The organism is Chryseobacterium sediminis, from assembly GCF_008386505.1.
GTDB lineage: Bacteria > Bacteroidota > Bacteroidia > Flavobacteriales > Weeksellaceae > Chryseobacterium > Chryseobacterium sediminis.
On the sequence record NZ_VUNZ01000001.1, the window covers coordinates 1,895,248 to 1,920,231 of the forward strand.

29 protein-coding genes and 1 riboswitch are annotated in these 24,984 nt (G+C 35.3%); of the genes, 18 read left to right on the top strand and 11 right to left on the bottom strand.

Features of this window, described 5'->3' with window-relative positions; genetic code table 11:
- The first annotated feature begins 33 nt into the window (after positions 1-33).
- Entirely contained in the window at positions 34-516 is a 483-nt protein-coding gene (locus tag FW780_RS08600) for a cytidine deaminase (protein ID WP_149833208.1), read from the top strand.
- A gap of 145 nt (positions 517-661) precedes the next feature.
- Here the strand turns inward: FW780_RS08600 and FW780_RS08605 are convergent, their stop codons facing one another.
- The 7 genes from FW780_RS08605 to FW780_RS08635 all read right to left on the bottom strand — a co-directional run bounded on the left by FW780_RS08605 (position 662) and on the right by FW780_RS08635 (position 4,736).
- Positions 662-973, bottom strand: coding sequence for a barstar family protein (locus FW780_RS08605; RefSeq protein ID WP_149833209.1), 312 nt, complete (start codon positions 971-973; stop codon positions 662-664).
- Positions 970-1,593 (bottom strand): Zn-dependent protease, encoded by a 624-nt coding sequence (locus FW780_RS08610; RefSeq protein ID WP_149833210.1) that lies wholly within the window; start codon positions 1,591-1,593, stop codon positions 970-972. Before FW780_RS08610 ends, FW780_RS08605 begins: the two co-directional genes overlap by 4 nt.
- Positions 1,594-1,654: 61 nt before the next feature.
- A complete protein-coding gene (locus FW780_RS08615) occupies positions 1,655-2,170 on the bottom strand; it encodes a ribonuclease domain-containing protein (RefSeq protein WP_241676875.1) in 516 nt (171 codons plus the stop codon).
- 45 nt (positions 2,171-2,215) lie between these two features.
- A complete protein-coding gene (gene nadE, locus FW780_RS08620; protein WP_149833211.1) occupies positions 2,216-3,010 on the bottom strand; it encodes an NAD(+) synthase in 795 nt (264 codons plus the stop codon).
- A 13-nt stretch (positions 3,011-3,023) separates the two neighbouring features.
- Positions 3,024-3,560: a GNAT family N-acetyltransferase gene (locus FW780_RS08625; protein ID WP_167510663.1), complete on the bottom strand. Its 537-nt coding sequence runs from the start codon at positions 3,558-3,560 to the stop codon at positions 3,024-3,026.
- The gene (locus tag FW780_RS08630; RefSeq protein ID WP_149833212.1) at positions 3,544-4,086 is read right to left on the bottom strand and encodes a GNAT family N-acetyltransferase; all 543 of its coding nucleotides are present in this window, start codon (positions 4,084-4,086) and stop codon (positions 3,544-3,546) included. The genes FW780_RS08625 and FW780_RS08630 overlap by 17 nt, the downstream gene beginning before the upstream one ends.
- An 11-nt stretch (positions 4,087-4,097) precedes the next feature.
- Complete coding sequence (locus FW780_RS08635; RefSeq protein ID WP_149833213.1) at positions 4,098-4,736, bottom strand: leucine-rich repeat domain-containing protein; 639 nt, start codon at positions 4,734-4,736, stop codon at positions 4,098-4,100.
- Between the two features lie 52 nt (positions 4,737-4,788).
- Here FW780_RS08635 and gldB point away from each other — a divergent pair, with 52 nt between their 5' ends.
- The 10 genes from gldB to FW780_RS08685 all read left to right on the top strand — a co-directional run bounded on the left by gldB (position 4,789) and on the right by FW780_RS08685 (position 12,157).
- On the top strand, positions 4,789-5,775 hold the full coding sequence (gene gldB / locus FW780_RS08640; protein WP_174774446.1) for a gliding motility lipoprotein GldB: 987 nt from the start codon (positions 4,789-4,791) through the stop codon (positions 5,773-5,775).
- Positions 5,776-5,804: 29 nt separating this feature from the next.
- Positions 5,805-6,128, top strand: a complete 324-nt coding sequence (gene gldC / locus FW780_RS08645; RefSeq protein WP_034695059.1) for a gliding motility protein GldC — start codon at positions 5,805-5,807, stop codon at positions 6,126-6,128.
- A gap of 131 nt (positions 6,129-6,259) precedes the next feature.
- On the top strand, positions 6,260-7,399 hold the full coding sequence (locus tag FW780_RS08650; RefSeq protein ID WP_142718526.1) for a cystathionine gamma-synthase: 1,140 nt from the start codon (positions 6,260-6,262) through the stop codon (positions 7,397-7,399).
- Positions 7,400-7,470: 71 nt separating this feature from the next.
- The gene (locus FW780_RS08655) at positions 7,471-7,917 is read left to right on the top strand and encodes a GNAT family N-acetyltransferase (protein ID WP_149833215.1); all 447 of its coding nucleotides are present in this window, start codon (positions 7,471-7,473) and stop codon (positions 7,915-7,917) included.
- A 139-nt stretch (positions 7,918-8,056) separates the two neighbouring features.
- Positions 8,057-8,569 carry a DinB family protein gene (locus tag FW780_RS08660; protein ID WP_149833216.1) on the top strand — a complete coding sequence of 171 codons (513 nt, stop codon included), beginning with the start codon at positions 8,057-8,059 and terminating at the stop codon, positions 8,567-8,569.
- A 74-nt stretch (positions 8,570-8,643) separates the two neighbouring features.
- Positions 8,644-9,006: a hypothetical protein gene (locus tag FW780_RS08665; protein ID WP_149833217.1), complete on the top strand. Its 363-nt coding sequence runs from the start codon at positions 8,644-8,646 to the stop codon at positions 9,004-9,006.
- A gap of 6 nt (positions 9,007-9,012) precedes the next feature.
- On the top strand, positions 9,013-9,609 hold the full coding sequence (locus tag FW780_RS08670; RefSeq protein ID WP_149833218.1) for a hypothetical protein: 597 nt from the start codon (positions 9,013-9,015) through the stop codon (positions 9,607-9,609).
- A gap of 90 nt (positions 9,610-9,699) precedes the next feature.
- The gene (locus FW780_RS08675; protein ID WP_149833219.1) at positions 9,700-10,248 is read left to right on the top strand and encodes an L-threonylcarbamoyladenylate synthase; all 549 of its coding nucleotides are present in this window, start codon (positions 9,700-9,702) and stop codon (positions 10,246-10,248) included.
- Between the two features lie 108 nt (positions 10,249-10,356).
- Complete coding sequence (locus FW780_RS08680) at positions 10,357-10,701, top strand: nuclear transport factor 2 family protein (protein ID WP_149833220.1); 345 nt, start codon at positions 10,357-10,359, stop codon at positions 10,699-10,701.
- A gap of 37 nt (positions 10,702-10,738) precedes the next feature.
- Positions 10,739-12,157, top strand: a complete 1,419-nt coding sequence (locus FW780_RS08685; RefSeq protein ID WP_149833221.1) for a CCA tRNA nucleotidyltransferase — start codon at positions 10,739-10,741, stop codon at positions 12,155-12,157.
- Positions 12,158-12,316: 159 nt separating this feature from the next.
- Here the strand turns inward: FW780_RS08685 and FW780_RS08690 are convergent, their stop codons facing one another.
- From FW780_RS08690 to FW780_RS08700, 3 genes are all read right to left on the bottom strand, one after another.
- A complete protein-coding gene (locus FW780_RS08690) occupies positions 12,317-13,375 on the bottom strand; it encodes a YncE family protein (protein WP_149833222.1) in 1,059 nt (352 codons plus the stop codon).
- A gap of 20 nt (positions 13,376-13,395) precedes the next feature.
- Positions 13,396-15,222 carry a TonB-dependent receptor plug domain-containing protein gene (locus FW780_RS08695; RefSeq protein ID WP_149833223.1) on the bottom strand — a complete coding sequence of 609 codons (1,827 nt, stop codon included), beginning with the start codon at positions 15,220-15,222 and terminating at the stop codon, positions 13,396-13,398.
- A 32-nt stretch (positions 15,223-15,254) separates the two neighbouring features.
- Positions 15,255-15,431, bottom strand: a riboswitch (cobalamin riboswitch).
- Between the two features lie 134 nt (positions 15,432-15,565).
- Positions 15,566-16,879 (bottom strand): T9SS type A sorting domain-containing protein, encoded by a 1,314-nt coding sequence (locus tag FW780_RS08700; RefSeq protein WP_149833224.1) that lies wholly within the window; start codon positions 16,877-16,879, stop codon positions 15,566-15,568.
- A gap of 155 nt (positions 16,880-17,034) precedes the next feature.
- Between FW780_RS08700 and FW780_RS08705 the strand changes: the two genes are divergently transcribed.
- Both FW780_RS08705 and FW780_RS08710 read left to right on the top strand, forming a co-directional pair.
- Complete coding sequence (locus FW780_RS08705; protein ID WP_149833225.1) at positions 17,035-18,663, top strand: helix-turn-helix domain-containing protein; 1,629 nt, start codon at positions 17,035-17,037, stop codon at positions 18,661-18,663.
- Positions 18,660-19,793 (top strand): tetratricopeptide repeat protein, encoded by a 1,134-nt coding sequence (locus FW780_RS08710; RefSeq protein WP_149833226.1) that lies wholly within the window; start codon positions 18,660-18,662, stop codon positions 19,791-19,793. Before FW780_RS08705 ends, FW780_RS08710 begins: the two co-directional genes overlap by 4 nt.
- A 62-nt stretch (positions 19,794-19,855) precedes the next feature.
- Here the strand turns inward: FW780_RS08710 and pafA are convergent, their stop codons facing one another.
- A complete protein-coding gene (gene pafA, locus FW780_RS08715) occupies positions 19,856-21,502 on the bottom strand; it encodes an alkaline phosphatase PafA (protein WP_149833227.1) in 1,647 nt (548 codons plus the stop codon).
- 103 nt (positions 21,503-21,605) lie between these two features.
- On the opposite strand from pafA, the gene FW780_RS08720 reads away from it, so the two are divergent.
- The 5 genes from FW780_RS08720 to FW780_RS08740 all read left to right on the top strand — a co-directional run bounded on the left by FW780_RS08720 (position 21,606) and on the right by FW780_RS08740 (position 24,870).
- A complete protein-coding gene (locus FW780_RS08720) occupies positions 21,606-22,391 on the top strand; it encodes a hypothetical protein (protein ID WP_149833228.1) in 786 nt (261 codons plus the stop codon).
- Positions 22,392-22,411: 20 nt separating this feature from the next.
- On the top strand, positions 22,412-22,804 hold the full coding sequence (locus FW780_RS08725; protein WP_149833229.1) for a VOC family protein: 393 nt from the start codon (positions 22,412-22,414) through the stop codon (positions 22,802-22,804).
- 16 nt (positions 22,805-22,820) lie between these two features.
- A complete protein-coding gene (locus tag FW780_RS08730; RefSeq protein WP_149833230.1) occupies positions 22,821-23,357 on the top strand; it encodes a GNAT family N-acetyltransferase in 537 nt (178 codons plus the stop codon).
- A 111-nt stretch (positions 23,358-23,468) separates the two neighbouring features.
- Positions 23,469-23,702, top strand: a complete 234-nt coding sequence (locus FW780_RS08735; RefSeq protein WP_149833231.1) for a hypothetical protein — start codon at positions 23,469-23,471, stop codon at positions 23,700-23,702.
- A 97-nt stretch (positions 23,703-23,799) separates the two neighbouring features.
- Complete coding sequence (locus FW780_RS08740; RefSeq protein ID WP_149833232.1) at positions 23,800-24,870, top strand: tetratricopeptide repeat protein; 1,071 nt, start codon at positions 23,800-23,802, stop codon at positions 24,868-24,870.
- Positions 24,871-24,984 lie beyond the last annotated feature (114 nt).

A 24,984-nucleotide genomic window follows, 5' to 3' on the forward strand; every position in this document is an offset into this window, starting at 1 on the left:
CTAATTTTACCCCCCTTTTTTAGTTGACAATATATGAAAAAAGACCTACAGATCAGTTACGAATATTTTAAAAATAGCAGTGAGCTGAGCAATATAGAAAATACATTATTTGAAAGAGCCAAAGAGGCCCGTGAGAATGCTTATGCACCTTACTCCCAGTTTTTGGTAGGATGTTCTGTATTATTGGAAAACGGAGAAATCTACTCCGGGAACAATCAGGAAAACGCCGCTTATCCATCCGGACTCTGTGCAGAAAGAACTACTCTTTTTTGGGTAGCCGCCAATTTTCCGAATGTGAAAATAAAAAAGATCTTTGTGGTAGGAGGTCCTAAAGAATTTCATGAAAAAAATCCTCCGATTCCACCCTGTGGAGCATGCCGTCAGAGTCTTATAGAATATGAAACCAAACAGCATGAAGATATAGACCTTTATTTCTCAAGCATGAATGAAGAGGTGGTAAAAGTGCGTGCAGTGAAGGATCTGCTGCCTTTTTATTTTGATTCTTCATTCTTGTAATAACGAGTTTAAAATATTTAAATTTAAAGGGTTTTCAGCAGCATGTCAAGGTTTTAAACCTTGACATGCTGCTGAAAATAACAAACCTCACATTTCAAAATAAAAAGGGCTGTCTCACAATTTGAAACAGCCCTATTTTTATCTTTTACTCTTTAGATTCTGCATCCTCATCTTCATCGTCTTCATATTGCTCCAGATAGTAGCTAAAGCTAAAGTCTTCTACTTCATCTTCGGCATCTTCAAGAGTGGTCAGCAGATCTTCAAAAATCTCCAGCTGATCTACAGTCATGTTTACGAATTCCAGGTGGAGCGGCATTTCCATATCTCCGGTGATGGTATCAAAAAGTGCATCAAGATTATCACCAAAATGTTCAGGAAGCTGAATTTTTTCCTTTAACTGGGCGTAAAAATCTTCATAGTCACCTATGTCTGTAAAATCTATATATATTGTCTTCATATTGAATTAAATTTCCAATTTTTATTGATTAAAAAAGTTTTGCATTTTTTGCAGAAATCCGTTTCTTCATTAGTAGGATTCTTGCCTTCAGCATCCCTCATAAAACACATTTTTTCCGGGCAGTGCGGCAGTCCTTGAGTATGTCCCAGCTCATGAATAGCTATTTTATAAAACTGCTCATCTGAGTTTTCTTTGCTCAGTCTGAACTTTGAAGCCACACAAGCCTTCCCCGGTCTATAGCCCAATCCCATGATTCCAAAGTCTTTTATTTTTCCTCTGGTAGCACTGATATCTTTTGATGTCAGACCAATCGTAACAAAACCTTCTTTTGTTTCCTTATTTAAGAATTTAATGATCGAATCGGCTCTATACCGGTTTCTCTCTTTATAATAAGTATTTTCCGGAAAGTCTATGGCATCCAAAACTTTTACATTCGGATATACTTTCTTGATACCTTCCGTTACTTTTGCTATACTTTCAGGCTGAATATCTTTAAATGGCTGAATAAGGATAACTACTCCTGATTTTTCAACTTTTTCTTTTCCAATACTTCTCTTTTCCGAACATGAAAGTATCAGAAGTAAGACGGTTGTAAGGTAAAAAAAGTTGTTATTCTTCATAAATTACTACTTATCCTTATTTAAATTACAAATTAAGCAATGACCTGATGTTATTTACATATTATTGTTTCTCAAAGCTCTTATAATGGTTCTTGGTAAGGTATACATCGCCATTTTGAGTGTAAATGATACGGTCAGCATTTCTTCCGCCACAATGATAGTTTACATCGGCTTCAAAATATTTTTCTCCATCTGGCAAACGTCCTTCTCTGTTTCCGAATTTATCTCCGCCAATAGCTTTTCCGGGAAGTACATCACACAGATTTCCCTGGGAAGGATTCCAGCCTTGCTTTCTGGCTTCATTTTTAGTGATATAATAATCCGGCAACTTATGATTTTGTTTCACATAGCTGATCACCGTCTTTTCTTCTGTCAGCTGGTCGATAGAAACCTGATTAGAATTTCCGTTACTGGAAACTCCGTCCGAAGAAGCACTGCCATAACTCACGGTTTCCTTTTTTACCGGATCCGGCTGATTTTTTTTATCTGCAATAAAGTTGTTGTAGATATACATTGCAGACATTCCGAAAAGGAGCCCGAGGCATATAAAAAACACAGATCTTATTTTACCGTTCATAACAATAGTTGTATTAATGTGACAATTTATCAGTACTGTTACCGTTTACGATACTCTCCACTCTTCGGGGATATCACAAACCGGAATTGGGTCCATTTTATGTTTTGCTGCTTTATGCATTCTGTCAAAGATCTGGAATACCTCCTTATCCCTTCCTTCGTAGTCATCAGCAGTTTTTGTTCCGTATTCTTTCTGGATTTTTTCCAGTTCCGGGTAAGTGGCACCAATCTGCTGTTCATCTGTTCTGTCTACATCCCAAAGTCCGTCTGTAGGAATGGCTTCCTGAATACTTTTGATCAGATTTAATCCTTTGGCAAGTTCATATACTTCGGTTTTATAAAGGTCTGCAATGGGAGAAACGTCTACTCCGCCATCACCATATTTTGTATAAAATCCGATCCCGAAATCTTCCACTTTATTTCCTGTTCCACATACTAAAAGTCCGTTCAGCTGTCCATAATAGTAAAGAGTAAGCATTCTCAAACGGGCTCTTGTATTTGCAAAAGCAAGTTTCTCGTTAGGAAACAGATCATCTTTTACATCAAAAGTTTTGTACAATTCTTCAAAAGCAGGTGTCAGATTTACAGACATTGTTTCTACATTTGGGAATCTGGATTTAAGGTCATTCATATGATCCTGTGCGCGGCCTACCTGATCTACCTTCTGACGAATCGGCATTTCGATCAGTAATGTTTTCAGGCCCGTCATTGCGGCTAATGTAGAAACAACTCCGGAATCTACTCCTCCTGAAACTCCAATTACATACCCGTTCACTCTTGCTTTTACAGCATAATCTTTTAGCCAGTTTACAATATGATCTATCACTTTTTGTGTCTGCATCGTTTATATTTTTTTAGTCTATTCCAAATTCCTGAGGGTATTTTACCACTCCTTTTTTATTTTTTAATCCGTCTTTTACCAATTCTACCGCCATACCGTTTTCTTCCGGAATATCGAATGGAAAAGAAATCCCAAAATTACTTGTTTTTTTGTAACCAAAGCGTGGATAATAATTTTCATGTCCAATCAATATTACAGATTCATATCCCAGTTCTTTTGCAATATGATGTCCTTGTAAAATCAATTTCGCTCCGATTCCCATATTTTGAAATTCAGGTTTTACAGAAACCGGTGCCAATGCAAGGGATTGGAAAGATTCTCCAGCACCTTCAATTGTAATTTCTGTAAACAGAATATGACCGGCAATTTCACCATTTTCATCTTCTGCCACTAATGACAATTCCGGAACAAAAGCATCAGATAATCTCAATTTTTCAACAAGAAACTGTTCCTGATGATCGCTGTGTTCCATATCTCTGAAAGCTTCCTCTACAAGGCTGAAAACTTTTTTATGATCTTTTTCTTCTTCTTTTCTAATAGTCATTTTCATTACTCTTATATTTCTCACGTTTCAGTTCGTACCAGAAACAGATTCCGTCCGGTTCTTCAAATTCGCTGGTTTTTTCAAATCCTAATTTTCTTAAAATATGATTAGAAACCTGATGTTCGGAATGAGCATAGGCATAAATAACTTCTGCATTCAGATCATTAAAACCATAATCCAGAGAAGCTATTCCGGCTTCCACAGCATATCCTTTACCCCATGATTCTGGCAAAAAACGATATCCCAGTTCCAAAACATTTTGGTAACCATTGGTTTCATGGGTAAGTAGTTTCAACCCGCTCCATCCTATCAGCTGCCCGCTTTCTTTTTCCACCACTCCAAGTCTTCCCACTCCATTTTCTTCATACTGTTTCTGAATCATACGGATAACATTCCGGGATTCATTAATATCCGTCAACACGGGCACTCCAATATATTTCATCACTTCCGGATTAGAATCCAAAAGAAAAATCCGTTCAACATCCGTGTCTTCAGGCTTTCTTAAAACCAGTCGTTTTGTTTCTATTTTCATATCATTAGTTTTTACTCTCCAGCTCCAAAAATGGTAACATCTGTTTTCATCCCCTTTTTAATATCCGTTTCTTGTATTTTATTTCCCATTACGTTCAGGGTTTGCAAAGCAAGGTTTCCGGAAATATCAATTTTTTGAAGCTTATTATGTTCTAAATTCAGTTTCCTTAATGCTTTAAACTGGGTCAGATCAATTGTTTTTAATTGATTTAAAGATAATGTTAATTGGTCAATTTTTGGAATTCCATTCAAAGAAATACTTTCCAACAGGTTATTATCCAGATATAAGGAACTTAAACTTTTCAGATTTTCTGCTTTGAACGAAGATATTTTACATCCTGTGCAGGAAAACAATTCCAACTGATCGAGATTATTTACTTTAATGTTCGGGATCACATTATCATCCAGGATAATCATTTTTACATTTTTAAAAAAATACAGATCTTCCGTGGAAGTGATTCCTTTCTGAACAAGGAACAGATTCGTAACTGTCGCTGCTTCCAGTGGTTCAAGTATTCCGTTTTTATTCAGATCAAAATTCTCAAGGACTGCTTTTTCAAAGTTTTTATCTTTAAACTCAAGCTTTTGCCCATAGAAAAAAGAAAGTCCCCAAATAAGGCAAAGGGTTGTAATTATTTTAATTTTCATCATGAATTGTGCATTTAATCCTTATTTTTGTAAACTTAAATTCCATGTAAAAATAATGAAGATTTTTAGATATATTGCGCTTTCTTCTATTTTAGCTGCCGGACTTGTTTCCTGCAAAAAAGAAACTGAAAATCAATGGAAGGTAGAAGTCAAAGAAACTGCCGAAAAAGTTGATGTAACAGATATTTCCAAAGAATTTTACAATCCGAATGTTCCGCTGGAGCAATTTAAAACTCAATTCCCATGGTTTCAGGGAAGTGTTTCAGATGCAGATTTTGAAAAAAGAAGGATGGATGCTGAAGAAATCAAAATCTACAAGGAAGCAATTGGTAAAATAAATCAGGCTACATTACAAACGGAGCTGAAGAGTTTATTCTCACATATTAAATATTACTTTCCGCAGTTCAAAAGCCCCAAAGTATATTTATTTTCATCAGCCTTACAGATGATCCAGGATCCTATATTTTATGACCAGAAAGGAAATCTTCTGTTTATAGATATTACCGGTTTCATGGGAGACGGAAATCCGAATTATAAAGGGTTGGAATTGTATTTCCAAAAATCAATGAACCCTCAGAATATTGTTCCTAAAGTATCACAGCTTTTCGCTGAAAATATTGTTACAGAATCTCCTGACCATCAGAAATTCATTGATCAGATTGTTCTGAACGGAAAAGTAATGATTCTTCAGGATGCTTTTCTTCCTGATGTTCCTGATTATCTGAAAATAAATTATACCAAAAAGCAGTATGAATGGGCAACAGGTAATGAAGCCAACATCTGGAATTATTTTGTAGAAAGCAACCTGATCTTCGGTGATGATCCAAGATTGGGAGAACGTTTCATATCGCCCGGACCATTCTCAAAGTTTTATACGGAGATTGATAATGAATCTTCACCACAAATCGGAATTTTTACTGGATGGCAGATCTGTAAGGCGTATCTTAAGGAAAAGCCTGAGACAAAACTTACCGCTTTCCTGAAAATGGATGCAACCACCATTTTTAATGAATCCGGTTATAAACCGAAACTTAAACAATAGAAAATTTAGAATTTAGAAAAAATAGAAAAATGAGAAAGACTCAGATTACGATAGATGTAGAGCTTGATGAAAATCATGTGCCTGAAAATATTACATGGAACGCTCAGGATGGAGGTATTGATAAACAAGATACTAAAGCAACGATGATTTCTGTATGGGATGACAAGACAAGAGAGGCATTAAGAATTGATCTTTGGACTAAAGAAATGCCTGTAGACCAAATGAAAATGTTTATCCACCAGATTTTAATATCTTTAGGAAGTACTTATCAGAGAGCGACAGGTGAAGAGGATGTAGCACAGTGGATGGAAGAGATTGCAGAAGAGTTTGCTGTAAAATCTGCCATTAAGTAAAAAAACAATTGTGATAAGCTGGAAGGCAGTAAGCGGTAAGCTTTTTGTATTCAGCTAGAGCAAATTTAATAAAACAATGGGCTTAAGTAATATATTCTATTCCTTAATGCTCAAACCTAAAGCAAAAAATTATGAATTTTAATACAAAAGTAATTCACGGAGGGCAGCACCACGAGTCTGCAACAGGTTCTGTAAATGTTCCTGTATTTTTGACCTCTACGTTTGCACAAAAAAGCCCAGGAGTACATTCCGGATATGAATATTCAAGAGCGGCCAACCCTACAAGGCAGGCATTGGAAGATTCTTTGGCAAGTATTGAAAATGGAGCGAGAGGTTTAGCTTTCGGTTCTGGTCTTGCTGCCATCGACTGTGTTTTGAAATTATTAAACCCAGGTGATGAAGTTATTGCTGTAGATGATCTTTATGGAGGTACTTACAGAATGTTCACAAGACTTTTTGAAAAATATCAGCTGAAGTTTACTTTCGTAAATTTTGATGATGTTTCTAAAATCGCTGATGTTATTACTGATAAAACAAAACTGATCTGGGTAGAAACGCCTACCAACCCATTGATGAAATTGGTAGATATCAAAGCAGTTGTAGATATTGCAAAAGGAAAAGATATTTTAGTAGCAGTAGATAATACTTTTGCAACACCTTATATTCAGAGACCTATTGATTTAGGAGCTGACATTGTAATGCACTCTGCAACGAAATATTTAGGAGGACACTCTGATGTGATTGCAGGAGCGCTTATTGCTAAGGATGCTGAGCTTGGAGAAAAACTTCACTTTATTCAGTTTGCGAGTGGTGGTATTTTAGGACCTCATGATTCTTACCTTGTATTGAGAGGGATCAAAACACTGGCTTTAAGAATGCAAAGACATTCTGACAATGGTCTTGCTGTAGCGAAGTATCTTGAAAATCATCCTGCTGTAGATAAAGTAATTTATCCGGGATTGGAATCTCACCCCCAATATGAATTGGCAAAATCTCAGATGAAGGAAGCAGGAGGAATGGTTTCATTCACTTTTAAATCCGGTAAGAAAGAAGATGCAATTAAATTCTTAGAGAAAGTAAGAGTATTCACCTTAGCAGAATCTTTAGGAGGTGTAGAATCTCTGGCTAACCACCCTGCTCTGATGACTCACGCTTCAATTCCTGCAGAAAAACGTGCTGAATTGGGAATCACTGATGACCTGGTTCGTTTAAGCGTAGGTATTGAAGATGCAGAAGATCTTATTGCTGATCTTGAGAAAGCTTTTTCTTAACATACAATAAAAACTAAAATGAGAAGGGTTAATCAATCCTTCTCATTTTATTATAACCACCACTCAATCATATGAAAAACACAAGAAAAGCGGTCATTTCTGACCTGCATGAACTGGCTGAACTATTTGACCAGTACAGAATATTTTATCATAAGACTTCAGATATTCCTGCCGCGACCAATTTTCTTCAGGAAAGACTTGAAAATAAGGATTCTGAAATTTTTGTTGCGGAAGAAAATGGGAAACTTACAGGCTTCGTACAATTATATCCCATATTTTCATCTACAAGAATGCAGCGTTACTGGCTGTTGAACGATCTCTACGTGAATGAAAACCATAGAGGAAAAGGTTATTCTAAAGAATTAATTGAAGAATCTAAAGAACACTGCCGTTTATCAAAAGCGTGTGGTATTCTTTTAGAAACAGGAAAAAGCAATGATATCGGGAATCAGCTGTATCCGGCCTGTGGATTTGAATTGTATGACTCTGTGAATTTCTACGAATGGAGCAATTCATGAGTAATGAGCAATAGGTAATGAGTAATTTTTGTAAAATGGATAATTTATAAAATATTCAAAAATAGCTCTGTCCTTTATACCAATAACTCGAATCTCGTACCCCGTACCTCAAAATCAATTTATAAAACAAAAAAATAATATGACCGATTTTCAAAAATACATCCAAAGATATTTAGATCAGATTCCATCAGGAAACTGGTTAAACGAATTACAGATATCAGCTGATAAAACCATAGGAATTTATTCTAACCTTACCGAAGAGCAGTCTACTTTTGCTTACGCAGAAGGAAAATGGACATTAAAAGGACTTTTACTCCATTTATCAGATACGGAAAGAGTTTTCCAATATAGAATATTAGCTTTCGCAAGAGGAGAAAAAAATAATCTTCCAGGGTTTGATGAAAATGAATATGCTGATCAGTCTTTCGCCAATGAAAGAACACTGGAGTCTCTTTTGGAAGAATATAAGCTGGTGAGAAAGTCTTCCCAGATTTTATTAGAAACGCTTACTCCTTCCGTTTTACACAATACAGGTATAGCCAATGGTCATGAAATCACCGTAGAAACCATCGGAAAACTGGTTGTAGGACACAATTACCATCATCTGAATATTATTGAAGAAAGATATTTATCTAAGTTGGGATGGATGTAGGAAAACGGACAGCGCTTATCAGTATATTCATCTTTATACTCTCACTTTGTTTTACAGCTTTTAAAATAGAAGATATGGGAGAAATCAAAGATTATAAATCATTTGAAGTATTTCTCATGGGGCCAATTAGTTTTTTGGGTGGTGGGATCTTTGAATTCCTAGTATGGACAGCCAATGGTTGGTTTTTCATTTCAGCTTTATTTTGTTATAAAAAGTCTCCCTTATTCTCTTTTATATTTGGTTTAGAGTCTTTTTTAACTGCCGGATCATTTTTTTTCTGGAAGGAAATTTTAGCTGCTGAAAATGGAAGAATGGGCAAAATATACAGTTTAGAAATGGGTTATTTTTTGTGGATGGCTTCTATTTTATTTTTAGTTCTCGGTTCATTTTATTTAATGATAAAATCTAAATTTAACAAAAATAAAATACCCGCTTAATTCCGAATGAGGTCTCTAAAAAATTTAAGAATTATTGAAAGTATTCAATCTAAAAAATTAGTTTTTGAAGAAAGTTCATATGATAAGTTTGAGACGATCTCAATCTATTTTGGATTTTCAGCATTGGCGGGGGCTTCTTTGCTCTTTTTAAGGGGTATAACAACTTCTCTTAATAACAGTTTTGAGTATTTAATTCTTATAGGTTTATTTCTCTTTAGCGTGTATGTTTTGTATTGCAAATATACCGAGAAGCATCTAAAAGAAATTAATTTTGATATTCCCAAAGAAGAAGCTAAAAATAGAATCATTGAATATGGAAAAAAACATCATTACAGAATTTCTAATGTTTCAGGCAATCTGATTTTCCTTAATGAACCAAGTGACATTTATAGCTTGGGCAAAGATTATGAACAAACTACAATTATTTTCTTTAAAGATAACGCTATTCTTTATACTTTAATTAAGGAAGGATCAAGATCGAATTTCACGGTATTGCTTTCTCAACATTTAACGAAAAGTGATTTCAAAAAAATACTTCAGCCGAAATATCGTGAACCTATAAAACGTGAAACTTATTTTAATTCATTTTTTCACGGATTATAATCTTTATAAAATGATCATTTGCGTACTGATCGTTTGCCCAAAATCCTTATATTTTCTACCTTTATCCACTCTTTGAATTCACATACAATTATGGAACATATTATTGAAGTATTAAAATCCGGCGGAACAATCCTTTACCCTACAGATACAATTTGGGGAATTGGTTGTGATGCTACCAACATAGAAGCTGTCAATAAAATTTTTGACATTAAGAAGCGCGAAAAAAACAAATCCATGATCATTCTTGTGGAATCTGAAAAAAGACTTCAGGATCTGGTGGATGTTCCTGAAATGGCCTGGGAAATTATTGATCTTAGTGAAAAACCGGTAACTATTGTTTATGAAAATCCAAGAGGATTACCCAAAGAACTTCTTGCTGAGGATGGAAGTATCGGGATACGTCTTGTAAAAAGTGATTTCTGTAAAAAACTGATTACAAAACTGAACAAACCTTTGGTATCTACCTCTGCCAATTTTAGTGGTGAGAAAAGTCCCTTGAAATTCTCTGATATTTCTGAAGAGATGATCAGCCTTGTAGATTATGCAGTGGAAGAAGACAGAGAAAAAGTTTCAAAGTATTCGGGTTCTTCTGTGATCAAAATATGGAATGACAATAGAATAAAGGTTCTTCGGGAGTAGAAATTCAGAACCTTTCTGTTTCTTTTTTTAGAGTCTTGTCAGTTCATATCGGCAGGATTTCTTTTTTTTAATTCTATCTTTGCAAACTCAACTCATAAATTATTTGCTATGAATCATCAGGAATTTGCTCAAATGTGGATTAATGCATGGAATTCTCATGATTTAGAGGCTATTCTTAACCATTATTCGGATGATATTGAGATTACAACTCCCATGATTGCTATGGCTACAGGGGGTAAAGAAAGCTCTTTAAAAGGAAAAGAAGCCGTTCGTGAATATTGGAGAAGAGCCCTGGATAAATTTCCGGATCTTCATTTTGACCTTATTCATTCCACGGCAGGAGTAGATTCAGTAGCATTATTTTATAAGTCGATCATGGATAAACATGCGGTTGAAGTTATGTTTTTTAATGAAGACGGAAAAATTAGTAAAATGTATGCTCATTATGATTAATGAGTAACATTGGTAGAAATTGACACTATTATTAACGATGATAATTAATCTTAATCAAAATAAGAATTTAAAACTTTTCAAAATAATTTCTGAAGCAGCAGAAAGGAATAATCAGTCTGTATATATTGTGGGCGGTTATGTTCGTGACCTTCTGATGAAAAGAAAAGCTTCCACAGATATAGACTTTGTAACGGAACAAAGCGGTATTGAGCTTGCCCAGAATGTGGCTCAGGATATAGATCCTAAATTAAAAGTTTCTGTATTCAAAACGTATGGAACTGCTATGATCAAGTATAAAGAACTTGATCTTGAATTTGTGGGAGCCAGAAAGGAAAGCTACACCGAAAACAGCAGAAAACCTGAAGTGGAAGGTGGAAGCCTGGAAGATGACCAGAAAAGAAGAGATTTCACCATCAATGCGATGGCTATTTCTTTAAATAAAGATAATTTCGGAGAACTGATTGATCCTTTCAATGGAGTTGAAGATCTTGAAAAAGGAATTTTAAGAACTCCTTTAGAGCCAGCTCAAACCTATTCTGATGATCCGTTGAGAATGATGAGAGCCGTGCGTTTTGCTTCAACTTTAAATTTTAAAATAGAAGAAAATTCCCTGCAGGCCATTCAGCAGGAAGCTGAAAGAATCAAGATTGTTTCTATGGAGAGAATCATGGTAGAATTCAACAAAATCATGCTTTCTGAAAAGCCATCTATCGGATTGAGACTGATGGAGCAAACCGGTCTTATGAAACTGATTATTCCGGAACTGATAGAATTAAAGGGAGTGGAAGAAGTGGAAGGCCAGACTCACAAAGATAATTTTTACCATACACTGGAAGTTGTAGATAATATTTCTGTGAATACAGATAATCTTTGGCTTCGTTGGTCTGCCCTGCTTCATGATATTGGTAAAGCACCTACGAAAAAATTTGTAGAGGGTACAGGATGGACGTTTCACGGTCATGAGTTTTTAGGCTCAAAAATGACCAAGACCCTTTTCCAGCGATTAAAATTACCTTTGGGAAGCGACATGAAATATGTTCAGAAAATGGTAAAACTTTCATCAAGACCCATTGCATTAATCACTGATGATGCTTCAGATTCTGCATTGCGAAGACTCTTATTTGATGCCGGAGAAAATCTGGAAGATCTTTTCACACTTTGTAAAGCCGATATTACGACTAAAAACTCTAAGAAGCAGGAAAAATTCAAAAGAAACTTTGAATATGTAGCGGTAAAGATCAAAGAAGTGGAAGAAAAAGATCAGGTAAGAAATTTTCAGCCTCCTATTACCGGTGAAGAAATCATGGAGATGTTTAATCTTAAGCCGGGCCGCGAAATCGGTATCTTAAAAGAGAAAGTGAAAGAAGCTATTCTTGAAGGTGAAATCCCCAATGAAAAAGAAGAAGCCACAAAATTTGTGATTGCCGAAGCTGAAAAACTGGGATTAACAATATAATTCAATTGATAAATAATAAAAGCCCGGCGGGATGTTCCATCCCGCCGGGCTTTTTTGTTCACTATGAAAACAAAAGCCGGCCGGTTTCAAAAGAAACCGGCCGGAAAAAAACACAAATGATGAAAAAATAAAAAATTATTTTTTATATACTGTAAAGTATTATGGATTCAGGTAAGTACCGTTAGCACCAAGACCTCCTGTTTTAAGAGATCCCATTTTGCTCCCTGTAGCTGCTGAATATATTACCATTTCACTTTCTTCTGTGAACTTCTTAACGTCTGATGCAAAGATTCTTCCGTCAATAACGTTGAATCCATAAAGCGTATAATAAAGACCACCATCCGCAGCTGTTAATAATGGGCTTGCAGGAATTGTTGGTGTAGCTAAGCCTGTTGTATACACTTTATTGGCAGAGCTGAAGTAGAATTTATCATTATCAATCTGAAGATTGGTAGCATTAGGAATTCCTGTCAGGGTAATTACCGGTGTCACGGTTCCTGTGCTTGTAATCTTGTAGATATAAGAATCTGTAGCTGTTGAAGAAATAGTGTAAACATTAGATTTATAAGATACTGTGTTTCCAATCTGACCATTCGGAATGGTAATTTCAGTTTTAGCATCATTGTTGGAAGTATTGATATACGTAATTTTATTTCCAAATCCTGATGAAGCATTCTGTACAAAAACATTACCTCCTGCTTCTACCGTTTTGTCAGAAACTTCAGTCATACTGATTTTGCTTACAAATGAATAGTCAGAAGCTTTATACTTTGTTACACTTTGAGTATTGGCAACGAAATTAGTATTGGCAACATAGATAAAGCCATTAGCAAAAGTAATTCCTCTTGGATTATCAAGCTGATCTGTAATCACTGCTAATTTCTTGAATGTATAACGGTCTACTACAACAATTTTGTTCGAGTTGTTAATCACAAGATAAGCCTTATTTCCGTCAAGACCAATCGTCTGAAGAACGTCACCAAGAATTTCTTTATTGTTGTTATAACCGTACACATCATCCTGTTTCAGACTCAAATCTCTTGTCAGGAATGTTACTTTAGCTCCCTGACTATTGAAGTTACCTTCATTAGAGATAAAATATCCGTTCTGGTAAGTGATCGGAGACATGTCAAACTCCGCAGAATCGCTTGTACATGAGGACATGTTAAATAATAACACTACTGCAAATAGTACAGTTAAAAGTTTAGTTATTTTCATAATTTATTCAATTTTAATTTTTAAAAATTTATTGCTGCGTATACACTATAGTTTCTTTTCGGTAAAGGATAGAAAGAAACTGTTTTATAGTAGGTATTTGTTAGATTATTCACTTTGAACCCTAAGGTATATTTTTTTGCTAAGGTTGCAGAAACTCCCATATTTAAAAGAAAATAAGGATCAATGGCGTCTGATCTTTTTTCGTCACTTGTGGTATAGGTAACACCATTCAGTAATCCCTGTGCAAAAAACTTAAAGAAACCGTATTCATAATCTACATTAGCAGTTCCTCTATGCATAGGAACATACGGTCTTTGCATCTTCGTTTCCTTATCAATAGATCTTGCATAATAGTATCCTGCATTCGCCCGGATTTTATGATTTCCCAATTGTTTGTTGAAAGACAGTTGAGATTCCAATCCGTAAGATTCAGATTTATTGACATTAAATGCCTGCCAGTAGCCCAAAGCAGTAGGCAGCCATACAATAAGGTCTGTCACATTCATATAATAAGGAGATAACGTAAGTCTGAAATCTCCCACCTTGAACTCATTCGTCATATCTACCTGAGTAGAAGTTTCCGGTCTCAGATCTTTATTTCCTCCCGGCTCATAATAAATATCATTAAATGACGGATATCTGAAGTTTTTTGACACGTTAACGCTTACATCATACCATTTTGCAGCACTCCATTTTCCGGAGAATGAATACATAAATGGCGACTTCACATCTTCCACAAAATCTTTCTTGAATCCACCTTCAAAGCGCAGGTCTTTTGTTGCAAAATACCTCAACAATCCGGAAACAGAGCCAATATTTCTACTGACACTGGAGATTCCGCTTTGGTATCCTTCACCTTTATTGATCTGAAATTCTCCGATAAGATTAAAATTCCATTTAGAATTCAGGAAATAATTGAAATCATTTTTAAAGATATAATTCTTACCTGTTCCGCCACTGGATTTAGGTTGGTTTAAAGAACCGAAATACTGAAAATTCTCTTCTGTATAGGCTGCTCTGAGAGAGTTGCTAAACTTTGCTTTGTTCCAGTCCCAGGAAAGAAGGCTTCTTATACTTTGGGTTTTATATTTTGTTTTTGTTCCCGTTTCTTCATACACAGGATAATGTTGTGAAGAATCAAAGAACTGGCTCTGCCAAGAAATTTTATGCTCGTTCGTAATTTTGTAGGATGCTCCTGCATTGAACGTTGTATTGTAATAATTTCCGTTTCTGTTGATGTAATTCAGATCACTTACCTCATAATTATTTTCGCTTACAGAATAATTTCCGGAAGCTTTAAAGCTGAACTTATCATTGCTGTAAGATCCTTTTACAAAATTATTATAGGTATTAAAAGAAGCTACTTCCGAAAATAAAGAACCATGGAAACCTTTGTTAAAATCAAGGGTATTATTGAGGTGAATACTTCCTCCGATAGCACCACTTCCGTACACTACACTTCCTCCGCCGGCTTTTATACCGATCTGGTCATACCCGAACAGAGCAATATTATTGATATCTCCCTGTCCTAAAAAACTGGAGTTGATATTAATTCCATTCCATACAAATGCGGTCTGTTGGGCAGTAGTTCCCCGGAAAGAGGGCGAAGAAACAGCTCCACGGCCATTTTCTTTAATAAAAACCTGTGACTGAAATCTCAGAAGTTCTGAAAGATTACTTGAATTTTTCTCGGCTTCTTCTGCCGAAATCGTTTTTACGGGATGAAAAAGCTTCACCCTATTCATCTGGTTGTCGAAGACATAAATAGTGTCAATGGTTTTCTCTTGTCCAAAAAGAAAACAGCCATAAGATGAAAAAAGCAGTACTAAAGATCTTTTTATATCCATACTTTTTTACTTTTCCTCCGAAAGCAATCTGTTTTTTTATTATAATTCTGGCAGGTCTCCTGACTTTCGCATTCTGCTCCTTCCCGTTTTAAACAGTGGCTGTTTGCAGAAACTTTTAGTGCGATTTACAGTTGCGGGGACAGTCCGGGAGTTACACCCGATTCCCTTTTCATTCCAAAATACTGGAAACCAAAATTTTTGCAAAGATAGTTTTTTATATGTATTTGCCAAAAACCGGACTTATCCATCAAAATCCTATCTTTTGTCATGTAAACGAAAAAAGAATAGCTGCTTTCAATATTGAAAACAGCCATTCATCCCACTACTTTACTATTTATATATGTTATTTTTTTATAAACTTATAAGCCTGTTGCTTTTCTCCCTTCACTTGATATTGCAGAATATAATCACCTTTTGACAAGGATGAAACATCAATCTGTCCTTCCACAGTATTGAATGATTTCACCCTTTGCCCAACCAAATTGTAAATTTCTGCTTTCTCTATTTTTCCTGTTCCTTTAAAATATAGGATGCCAGCAACCGGATTAGGATAAATACCTATGTTGCTTTTCTCCTTTACTGTATCATTTACTGATAAAAATTCTGAAGTATCCAGATAAAAAGCGACCATTTGACCTGAAGCGTTCGTACCCGTTCCCGCAATCTTTTTTCCATCCTGAGAAATGGCTAAAGGAAGTCCCATCGTTACTCCATTCGTTGCAATTCCTAAGGATACTGCATAATCATTCAGGTTAACTCTTCCGGTTGCCGAGGTCCAGATAAAACCTTCTCCCGACATTGGAGGCGCTCCAAATGCTCTGTAATATCCAATAACTTTTGTTCCATCAGCTGAAATTCCCGTTGCTCCCCCTTTAAAACTGAAAGAAGCATTAGGATGCGTTATATAGGTCAGCCCGCTTGCAGCATTCCAAACATAAGGATTCGGATTTGCTGATCCAATGATGGTATTTCCGTCCGCAGAAATTCCTCCAGCTTCCCCTACATTATTCCCGTTATTATCTGTGATGAAGCTTTCTACTCCATCCTGCCATTTTGCACCACTTCTTGTTCCGTTTGATTCATCCTGCCATCCTACAATCACTGTGCCTGAAGCATTGATTGCATTTGCTCTGGAACTACGCCCGGAAACTATACTTCCCAGATCTACCATTCCGTTTACTGCATCCCATTTTACAGCATGTGCATTGGCCGCAGTGAGGAATCCTAGCCCTACGATGATATTTCCGTTGGGTGACATTCCCCATGTAGAACTTACACTGCCATCCCAGCCGGTAGGAACCAACCCGCCCCTGTTTACCCATGTAGAAGCAGCCACATCATAAGTCGATATTTCATTAAATCCTGTTGTTACATTTGTAACGGAAGACGATATTTTAGTTCCGTCATTTGAAACAATAGTTCTGCCTGCAGCCGGATATCCGTTTGATATTGAACCTATTTGTACAAGTCCTCCTGCTGCATTCCATTTATATACTCCTCCTGCACTTGTATGCATACTCACCACTCCATTATCCGAAACTGCACCTACATTATAATTTCCCAAACCTATTACTGTAAGCTGAGCTTCAGCAATACCAAATTTCAGAAAAAGACCAGCCGTCAATATTTTCATTGACATTCTGTAAATTTTTTTCATATTTTATTATATTTAGCTTTTTGAATTGGTGAAAACAATATTAAAACAATATTTACCTTATTCAAAGAAAGAGACTTTCATAATTCGTGAATTTCAAAAGAGATTAATTTTTAAATAATTAATAATCAAACAGATACAAAAACATCATTTTGAATATGGATTTTACCAGAACTATTCAAAAAAACACAAAAAACAAATTATCAGGACAAAAATTATTTCAAAATAGCAGAAAAATCTTACTGCTTATTTTTATTTTCAGCTCACTTATTACCAATGGACAGTCCAGTCCGGATTTTAATCTTTTAGCAGATAAGGCATTTCTGAAATTGTATCAGAATTCTGACGAATGCATCACTTATACTCAGGGAATCCTTGTAAGCGATCAGAATACAGAGCATAAAATTGTACTTCAAAACATTATTTCACAAGCTTTTGCCATGAAAGGTGATTACGTACAATCTGTGAATATTTTTGCTCAGAAAGAAGATACTGATCAAAAAAACGAGCTTTCTTATTTTATGCAGATTTTCAGTGATTATAATCTTGCTGATCAGTATCAGAATCTGGGTCTGTACAATCAGTCAAAAAGAATCATCACCCATCTTTTATCTGATCAAAAGCTTCTTAAAAGTAATGATCCTGCATTAAGAATAACCACCGCAAAGCTTTACCAACTGCAAGCTCTGAACTCAGGAATCAACAGAGATTATCCTGCAGCATTCAAAAATCTTGATAAAAGCAATCATTACCTCAGCGATCATAATGAAGAAAATAGAATATTAAAAATGGAAAACAGAATTTTCCGTTCTTCTTATCTGCTGAAGCAAAATAAACTGACTGAATACAATCTGCTTATAGAAAGTATCATTTCCGATCTTGAACAGCAGAAAAACCAGCCATTTTTGTTAGGTCTGGCATATGAAAATCTTTCCCAGTACTACTTTTTGAAACAGGATTATACCGCATCTGTTAAAAAGCTGGAAGCCGGACTTTCATTGATTGAAAATCTACCCTTCAACAACTTAAAAATTAAAATCTACGAATCGCTCTCCCGCTGTTATTATGCACTTCATGATGATGCAAAATACCACCAGTACAATAAGCTTTATAATGAACTGAAAACCAAAACAGATTCCAGTTCAAGAGAAGGAATCCGATATATTGTAAAACTTGTTGAAACCAATCAGAATAAAAATATCGAGTTTCAAAAGCTGATGTTCCTTAAATCTTTTTTGCCTTTAGCTCTCACACTATTTCTAATAGTTATTGGCCTTCTCACCTATTTTTTAATGATTAAAAGCAAAAATAAAGATTTAAAAAAGCAATTTGATTTCTTTGAAAAACAGAACAATGAGAAACCTCAACCTATCTTATTAAACAAGGTTTCTACAACGGCAAAAGATTCCGGCTCTACCAAAATATCAAGAGAAAAAGAAGATGAAATTCTACAAAAGCTTGAAGAGTTTGAAAAATCTGACGGATATCTGAATAAAAATATGTCCCTGTCTATGCTTTCTTCTCAAATGGAAATCAATACAAAATACCTTTCGGAAGTGATTAATAATAAAGAGAAAAACTTCAACGGATACATCAACAAGCTTAGGATCAACCATATTGTACAGCTATTAAGGAACGATTCTACTTTTCTACATTATAAAGTAAGTTATCTTGCTGAATATTCGGGGTTTTCATCGCACAGCGCCTTTACAACCGTTTTCAAATCTGTTACCGGAATGTCTCCCAATGCCTATATTCAGGAAATCAGTAAAACTAAAGCCGTATGAAACTATTTTTAAAAATATTACCCCTGTTTCTGCTATTCTTTTATCCTTTCGTAAAAGCACAAAAGACACCAGATAGTGTTTTAATTAAAAAAGCCAGACTTGAAATTTATGACAATCCTGATAATACAATTAAAATCGGAGAACAGCTTTTAAAGAAATCTCATGATATCAAAACCTCTATTAGTCTTTATATGCTCCTTTCCACAGCTAATATTGCAAAAAGAGACTTTGAAGAATCTTTAAAATATATTTTAAAAGCTAAGGAACTGTCACAAAAAACCAACGACTCCAAAAGTCAGGCAAGTGTTCTTATTTCCGTTGCGATTCAATACCAGCAGATGGAACTTTTCAATAAAAGTCTGGAAACCTTGAACGAGGCGGATCAATATTTAGCCAAAATACCAGAAAAAACACCAGAAAAATATGTAGAAACAGCGACAAGCTATGCCATAAGGGGAATGATTTATAAGAGTCAGTCTAATTCAGAAATTGCGTTGGAAAAGTTTTTAATTTCAATACAGAACTTTGATAAAGTACCTTTAAAGAAAACCACCTATTCTAATATGAGTGTAGTGTATTACAATATCGGCTATTGTTATCTTAATCTGAATCAAATTGAGAAAGCACAGGAAGCTTTTTCAAAATCTATAGATTATGCACAGAGAAATCACGCCAAAAGCCTGGAGGCATTTGCATTGAAAGGAACTGCTGAAATCCACAAACAAAAACATGAAAATCAATCTGCTGTAAGGCTTTTATTAAAAGCAGAAAAGCTTTGCAAAAATACTGGAGATCTCATCCTGAACGAAGGAATTTACAAGGAACTGGCAGATAATTACCTTGCAATGGGAAAACAAAATCTCTATCAGCTGTATAATAAAAAATACCTGGAAATGCGTTTTAAAAGAAAACAAAACGAACTGAAATCCATTAATCAGGTTATAGACAATCACAATAAGGAAACTTCTTTAAAAAGCGAAAGGTTAAAAACTTATTACCACGCTATTAAAATTGGGTCGGTTCTGCTTGGAATAGTTTTTATCAGCATTCTGTTATTTCTTATCACAAAAACCAGAAAACAAAACAGGAAATTTCAGAAAGAAATACAACAGATCATACGCACTTCATAGTCTATGGAAAATAAAAAAACATTCCCGATTGGGAATGTTTTTTATGATGTATAATTTTCAGTTTATTTACCAATAACTTCTGTAATTGGATTTCCTACATTTCCGCTTGGGAACTGAATTTTCAATAAAGAAGATACAGTAGGCGCAATATCTGTCATGTGATACTCTTTATTACTTTCTCCCTGTTTAACTCCCCATCCCATAAAGATCAATGGAATATGTGAATCATAAGAATTCCAAACGCTGTGGGTAGTTCCTGTTTTAGAATATGGAGGAAGCATAGAATCATGAGAAATCAATTGAATATCTCCACTTCTCTGTCTGTTGATTCCGTTGATAATTCTTTGTTTGATGGGTTCCGGAATGCTGGCCTCCTGAACTTTATCTACAGAAACAGCATATAAAACGGTAGGATCTTTCTCCAGTTCTTTTACGGTGTAATTTCTTACATCATCCAATTCAAGTTTGCTGTCTGCCAATACTTTTCTGTCAAAATAAATCTGATAGTTATCAATCGCATTAATCAGTTTATCAGCTCCGAATTTATCTTTCAGTTTTTGGTTCAGATTTTTCTCTGCATCTTCTCCGAAGAAACCTGTCGGGATTTTATGTTCTTTAAGGAATCCTACAGAGTGCGCTCCACCATGGTCAGCAGAAAGGAAAACCGTATACTCTCCTTTTCCTACTTTTGAATCCAGATAGTTGAAAAATTCTGCCAAATCCTGGTCTAATCTGATGTAAACATCTTCTACTTCAATAGAATTCGGTCCGAATTTATGACCTGCATAATCTGTAGATGCAAGGTTGATCGCTAAGAAGTCTGTAATATTATCTCCACCCAGTTTTTCACCTTCTACAGAAGCTTCTGCCAACTTTAATGTCAGCGTATTTCCGAAAGGTGTATAACGGATATTATCCTTTTTAGTCTGATAATCCTTTGCCAGATTACTGTAAGGGAAAGTAGGCGTTTTTGCACTTCCCAGCAAACCTTCCCAAGAAGAATTGTCCGGCGCACTTTCAGTATATTGATTGATCGGAAGTAAGGTATTCCAGCCGTTTGCTACTAATTTTTCAGGAAGATTCTGAGAGTTGAATGATTTTACCCATTGAGGAAGATCATTCATATACCATGTACTGGTAATGAAGTTCCCTGTGCTGTCATCGAACCAGAAAGCTCCGTTTGGCGTATGTCCCGCAGGAAGAATGGAAGCACGGTCTTTCAATGAAACACCAACAACTTTTCCCTGGAAGTTGGTTGCTAATCTCAATTCGTCAGTCACCGTAGTAGACCAAAGATTTTTCGGAGAGTGGCTTCCTGTTTTTGTATTAGTGGTTCCTACTGGCTGAACGCTCTCATCCGCAGTACAGTAAACACCTTTCCCTGTTTCCTTATCCGTCCAGTCATTTCCGGCAATTCCGTGAATAGCCGGTACCGAACCCGTATAGATACACGTATGTCCCAAAGCTGTAATGGTAGGAACATAAGGAATATGTACATTATTTAAGGAATATCCTGTATTCAAAAGTCTTTTGAAACCGTCATTTCCATATTTACCATAAAAACGGTATAAATAGTCCCAACGCATCTGGTCTACTACCAGACCTACAACTAATTTTGGTCTTTCCAGTTGGGTATTTCTGTTCTTCTGCGCATTGATTGTAACTACGGACAATAAAGTAGCTGCCGCAATTGAAATGTTCCTAAGCATCCAAGTAAATTTTTATTGACAACAAATTTAAGGGTTTTGAAAGTTTTGGAGTGTGAAATTTTATTTAATTTTGATTATTGTACAATTCATCAATCAACCTTCAATGATTTTAGGCACATACTGGTATTTCAAATTTCCGGATCATTTATATGATTTCAGGTTTTTCAAATTTTATCCCGGATATGGCGGACATGCCGATAACTCTGCTGAACTGGCGGCAAGAGTTCAGGTGGAAAATACAGGTGAATTTATCAGAAAGCTGGAAAAATTAAAAGAAGACTTCAAAAACACCTATTTGCACCTGAACATCAATAAAAATCAGCTCATTATCAATATTGGAGATTATCAGCTCTTTGATTTTCATTTTCAGCTGGCGGAAGAAATAGAAGAACTGTTAATTCGTGAGCATGCAGAATTGTTAGATTCCGATATTCCTTTTACCATACAATCCAGCAAAAGTTATGCTCCGGAAAGAGAAGAATTCAAAAATATAGAACACCGATTCATCCAAATGGTTGGTTCGGATTTCAAGACAAATAATGCTGAAAATTACACCATCAGAATTGATTGTAATCTGCCTTTACAGTACAAAAAGGATTTCATCAATGACCTGACTAGAGTATGCAGAGAAGAAAATATCAATGTATTTTACTATAATGATTTTGATTGTAAAGATCATGGTAACCTGATGCTCTTTTTCAGCAATGGAAGACAATACAAAGAGTCTATTCAAAAGGTTGATATCAATTCGTTTGGAAAGAAAGTACGCCTGCTTACTCAAAAGTTTCCTCTTCATTTCGGACACTTCGGAAATTTCAAAGAATATCCTTTACATGGGCCTCATGTCAAACTCATGGTGGATGAAGAGTATATTTTAAATAAAAAATAAAACCATTTTAATTCAATACGATGATCAAATTCAAATATGTTATTCTGTATGTGGAAGATGTAGAGCAGTCTATGAGCTTTTATAAAAACACCTTCGGCTCTGAAATAAAATTCATTACACCTGAAAAAGATTATGGAGAGCTGCTGACGGGAGAAACCACTCTTTCATTCGCCTCTATCAGCCTCGCAGGTTCCAATATTAAAAAAGGATTTTTAACTTCAAAAACAAAAGACAAACCTTTCGGAATGGAACTTGGGTTTACAACAGATAATGTAGAAGCCTTAGTAGAAAAAGCAATAAAAAACGGAGCTGTACTCTATGAAGATATTGCAGTAAAACCTTGGGGACAAAAAACAGCTTATATTAAAGATCCCAATAATTATCTGGTAGAAATCTGTACTGAAATTCAATAAGCTTAAAATATCTGGTGTGGAAATAAGAAAATTACAAAAGCTAACCTCTGACCCGAGTGTAAATTGGGGACATAACGGCTATACAACAGACAGAATATACGTCGTTTCATCTATTGAATTTGGCAGTTCTTTCGAGTTTATTTTAAAAGAAAAGGCTTTACCTTATACCAAAATCTGGGAAACCACTTCTGAAGAATTTAATGAACTGAATACTCTTATTGAACAGGAAAATTCTTTCGGTGTGTTTGTTAATGAAGAACTTGTGGGCTGGATTATCTGTGAGTACAGAACATGGAACAACAGTCTGTACATAGAAAACATCCTGATTGACGAAAAACACAGACGACAGGGAATCGGGATTATGTTGATTAAAAGTGCTATTAAGGAAGCCCGTAGATTAAACTGCAGAGTTATTGAACTCGAAACACAGAATACCAACTACCCAGCCATCCAGTTTTACAGAAGAATGGGATTCAATATTACCGGACTGAATACAAGGCTATACAACAATGTGGACGAGATCGCCCTTTTCATGACTTTAGATGTGGAATAAACCTGATAAAAAAGTAGTATTATAAAATATTTTAATTCCCATTATTTAAAACACTTGTCGGTGTGCTAATTTTTCTATATATTAGTAATCAACAAATTAAATATTATTACTATGAAAAATTTAAAAAAACTAAAGAGAAGCCAGCTTGTGCTGATAAGTGGTGGTGACACTCCTTATGCACTATGTGATATTGATGGTAACTGCCCTCCTACAATAGGCTCATACTATTGCAGTGATGGTACTTGTTACAGAGTTTCCGGCGGCGGTGGCAGTAACCCAGGATGCAATGAACCAATGCGTCTTTGCCAGGAATGGGAAACCGGATGCGGATGTGTTTACATGTAATATATTTTGTTAGATAAAATCTTGTGGAGGGCGGTTTTTACCGCTCTTTTTTGTTTTAAAAAATGCATATTTGCAATAAACTAATATCAAAAGTCTCATGATGCGACAAACTTGTTTTATAGCTGCAATCATTATTTTTTCATTTACACATGCACAAAAGAAGGCATTCAAATGTGTAGAAGTTCATGATGCCATCAAACTCATTGATGAAGAAAAATATGACGAGGGTATTGCTATCCTGAAAGAATGCGAAAAAAAAGATCCAAAAGATTATACATATCCCTATGAAATTGCACTCGCCCATATCCGAAAAGAAGATTATAAAATTGCTATTTCACAATTGGAAAAAATTAAAGGATATTCAAATATAGATGACTATTATTATGCGCTTCTCGGAAATGCCTATGACTATGCAGATAACCCTGAACAAGCTATAAAGACTTATGATGAAGGATTGAAAAAATTTCCGTCTTCCGGAAAACTTTATTTGGAGAAAGGAGTTGTCTTTGAACTTCAAAATAAAATGAATCAGGCCATTGAAAGCTACGAAAAAGGGATAAAGGCAGAACCGTCATATCCATCTAACTACTACAGAATAGCTAAATTATTTTTAAATTCTAATAATCCACTGTATGGTCTCGTTTATGGTGAAATATTCTTAAATCTGGAACGCACCACTGCCCGAAGCCAGGAAATGAGTCAACTTTTATTTGACGGATATAAAAAAGCAGTGAAATTCACAGATAAAAATACTACCGTTGATCTTTGCCAAGCCTTTATCATTATTGAAAAAGACAGCAAGCCTGATGATCCACTCCCTTTCTGCCTCATGTACAGCGGATATTTTGCACTCGCTGCTGTTGACAAAAAAGAAATTAATCTGGAAACGCTGTCAGACATCAGAAGAAAGGCAATAAAAGAATATTTTAAATACAAGAACAATCCATCAAACGTTTTGTTAAACTATCAAAAAATAATGGAGGAAAAAAATGTTTTTAATGCTTATAATCATTATCTGTTTCAGATAGGAGATAAGGATGCCTTTAAAACCTGGCTCACCGATAATAAAGCAGAATATGAGAAATTTGTAGACTGGTACACCAATGATAAAAACAGTCTAAAAATCAATAAAAAAAATCTGTATATCTCTGATCCTTTACCCAAATAATATGGTGTTTTAACTTTAGATTTTATAAAAGTATATTTTTGTAAAATCTTATCTGAGGAAGACTTGTTTCTACAAATAATCTATGAGAATTTCACTATTTTCGTAAAAACAGGA

What these genes read in the sequence shown, in the direction of transcription:
- FW780_RS08665 (WP_149833217.1), top strand. Translation starts at nt 8,644, where the DNA reads ATGGGAGAAATCAAAGATTATAAATCATTTGAAGTATTTCTCATGGGG.
- FW780_RS08650 (WP_142718526.1), top strand. Translation starts at nt 6,260, where the DNA reads ATGAATTTTAATACAAAAGTAATTCACGGAGGGCAGCACCACGAGTCT.
- FW780_RS08740 (WP_149833232.1), top strand. Translation starts at nt 23,800, where the DNA reads ATGATGCGACAAACTTGTTTTATAGCTGCAATCATTATTTTTTCATTT.
- FW780_RS08610 (WP_149833210.1), bottom strand. Translation starts at nt 1,593, where the DNA reads ATGAAGAATAACAACTTTTTTTACCTTACAACCGTCTTACTTCTGATA.
- nadE (WP_149833211.1), bottom strand. Translation starts at nt 3,010, where the DNA reads ATGCAGACACAAAAAGTGATAGATCATATTGTAAACTGGCTAAAAGAT.
- gldC (WP_034695059.1), top strand. Translation starts at nt 5,805, where the DNA reads ATGAGAAAGACTCAGATTACGATAGATGTAGAGCTTGATGAAAATCAT.
- FW780_RS08735 (WP_149833231.1), top strand. Translation starts at nt 23,469, where the DNA reads ATGAAAAATTTAAAAAAACTAAAGAGAAGCCAGCTTGTGCTGATAAGT.
- FW780_RS08655 (WP_149833215.1), top strand. Translation starts at nt 7,471, where the DNA reads ATGAAAAACACAAGAAAAGCGGTCATTTCTGACCTGCATGAACTGGCT.
- FW780_RS08675 (WP_149833219.1), top strand. Translation starts at nt 9,700, where the DNA reads ATGGAACATATTATTGAAGTATTAAAATCCGGCGGAACAATCCTTTAC.
- FW780_RS08625 (WP_167510663.1), bottom strand. Translation starts at nt 3,560, where the DNA reads ATGAAAATGACTATTAGAAAAGAAGAAGAAAAAGATCATAAAAAAGTT.
- FW780_RS08705 (WP_149833225.1), top strand. Translation starts at nt 17,035, where the DNA reads ATGGATTTTACCAGAACTATTCAAAAAAACACAAAAAACAAATTATCA.
- FW780_RS08615 (WP_241676875.1), bottom strand. Translation starts at nt 2,170, where the DNA reads ATGAACGGTAAAATAAGATCTGTGTTTTTTATATGCCTCGGGCTCCTT.
- FW780_RS08710 (WP_149833226.1), top strand. Translation starts at nt 18,660, where the DNA reads ATGAAACTATTTTTAAAAATATTACCCCTGTTTCTGCTATTCTTTTAT.
- FW780_RS08660 (WP_149833216.1), top strand. Translation starts at nt 8,057, where the DNA reads ATGACCGATTTTCAAAAATACATCCAAAGATATTTAGATCAGATTCCA.
- FW780_RS08685 (WP_149833221.1), top strand. Translation starts at nt 10,739, where the DNA reads ATGATAATTAATCTTAATCAAAATAAGAATTTAAAACTTTTCAAAATA.
- FW780_RS08680 (WP_149833220.1), top strand. Translation starts at nt 10,357, where the DNA reads ATGAATCATCAGGAATTTGCTCAAATGTGGATTAATGCATGGAATTCT.
- FW780_RS08700 (WP_149833224.1), bottom strand. Translation starts at nt 16,879, where the DNA reads ATGAAAAAAATTTACAGAATGTCAATGAAAATATTGACGGCTGGTCTT.
- FW780_RS08690 (WP_149833222.1), bottom strand. Translation starts at nt 13,375, where the DNA reads ATGAAAATAACTAAACTTTTAACTGTACTATTTGCAGTAGTGTTATTA.
- FW780_RS08630 (WP_149833212.1), bottom strand. Translation starts at nt 4,086, where the DNA reads ATGAAAATAGAAACAAAACGACTGGTTTTAAGAAAGCCTGAAGACACG.
- pafA (WP_149833227.1), bottom strand. Translation starts at nt 21,502, where the DNA reads ATGCTTAGGAACATTTCAATTGCGGCAGCTACTTTATTGTCCGTAGTT.
- FW780_RS08695 (WP_149833223.1), bottom strand. Translation starts at nt 15,222, where the DNA reads ATGGATATAAAAAGATCTTTAGTACTGCTTTTTTCATCTTATGGCTGT.
- FW780_RS08635 (WP_149833213.1), bottom strand. Translation starts at nt 4,736, where the DNA reads ATGATGAAAATTAAAATAATTACAACCCTTTGCCTTATTTGGGGACTT.
- FW780_RS08725 (WP_149833229.1), top strand. Translation starts at nt 22,412, where the DNA reads ATGATCAAATTCAAATATGTTATTCTGTATGTGGAAGATGTAGAGCAG.
- FW780_RS08605 (WP_149833209.1), bottom strand. Translation starts at nt 973, where the DNA reads ATGAAGACAATATATATAGATTTTACAGACATAGGTGACTATGAAGAT.
- FW780_RS08720 (WP_149833228.1), top strand. Translation starts at nt 21,606, where the DNA reads ATGATTTTAGGCACATACTGGTATTTCAAATTTCCGGATCATTTATAT.
- gldB (WP_174774446.1), top strand. Translation starts at nt 4,789, where the DNA reads ATGAAGATTTTTAGATATATTGCGCTTTCTTCTATTTTAGCTGCCGGA.
- FW780_RS08600 (WP_149833208.1), top strand. Translation starts at nt 34, where the DNA reads ATGAAAAAAGACCTACAGATCAGTTACGAATATTTTAAAAATAGCAGT.
- FW780_RS08670 (WP_149833218.1), top strand. Translation starts at nt 9,013, where the DNA reads ATGAGGTCTCTAAAAAATTTAAGAATTATTGAAAGTATTCAATCTAAA.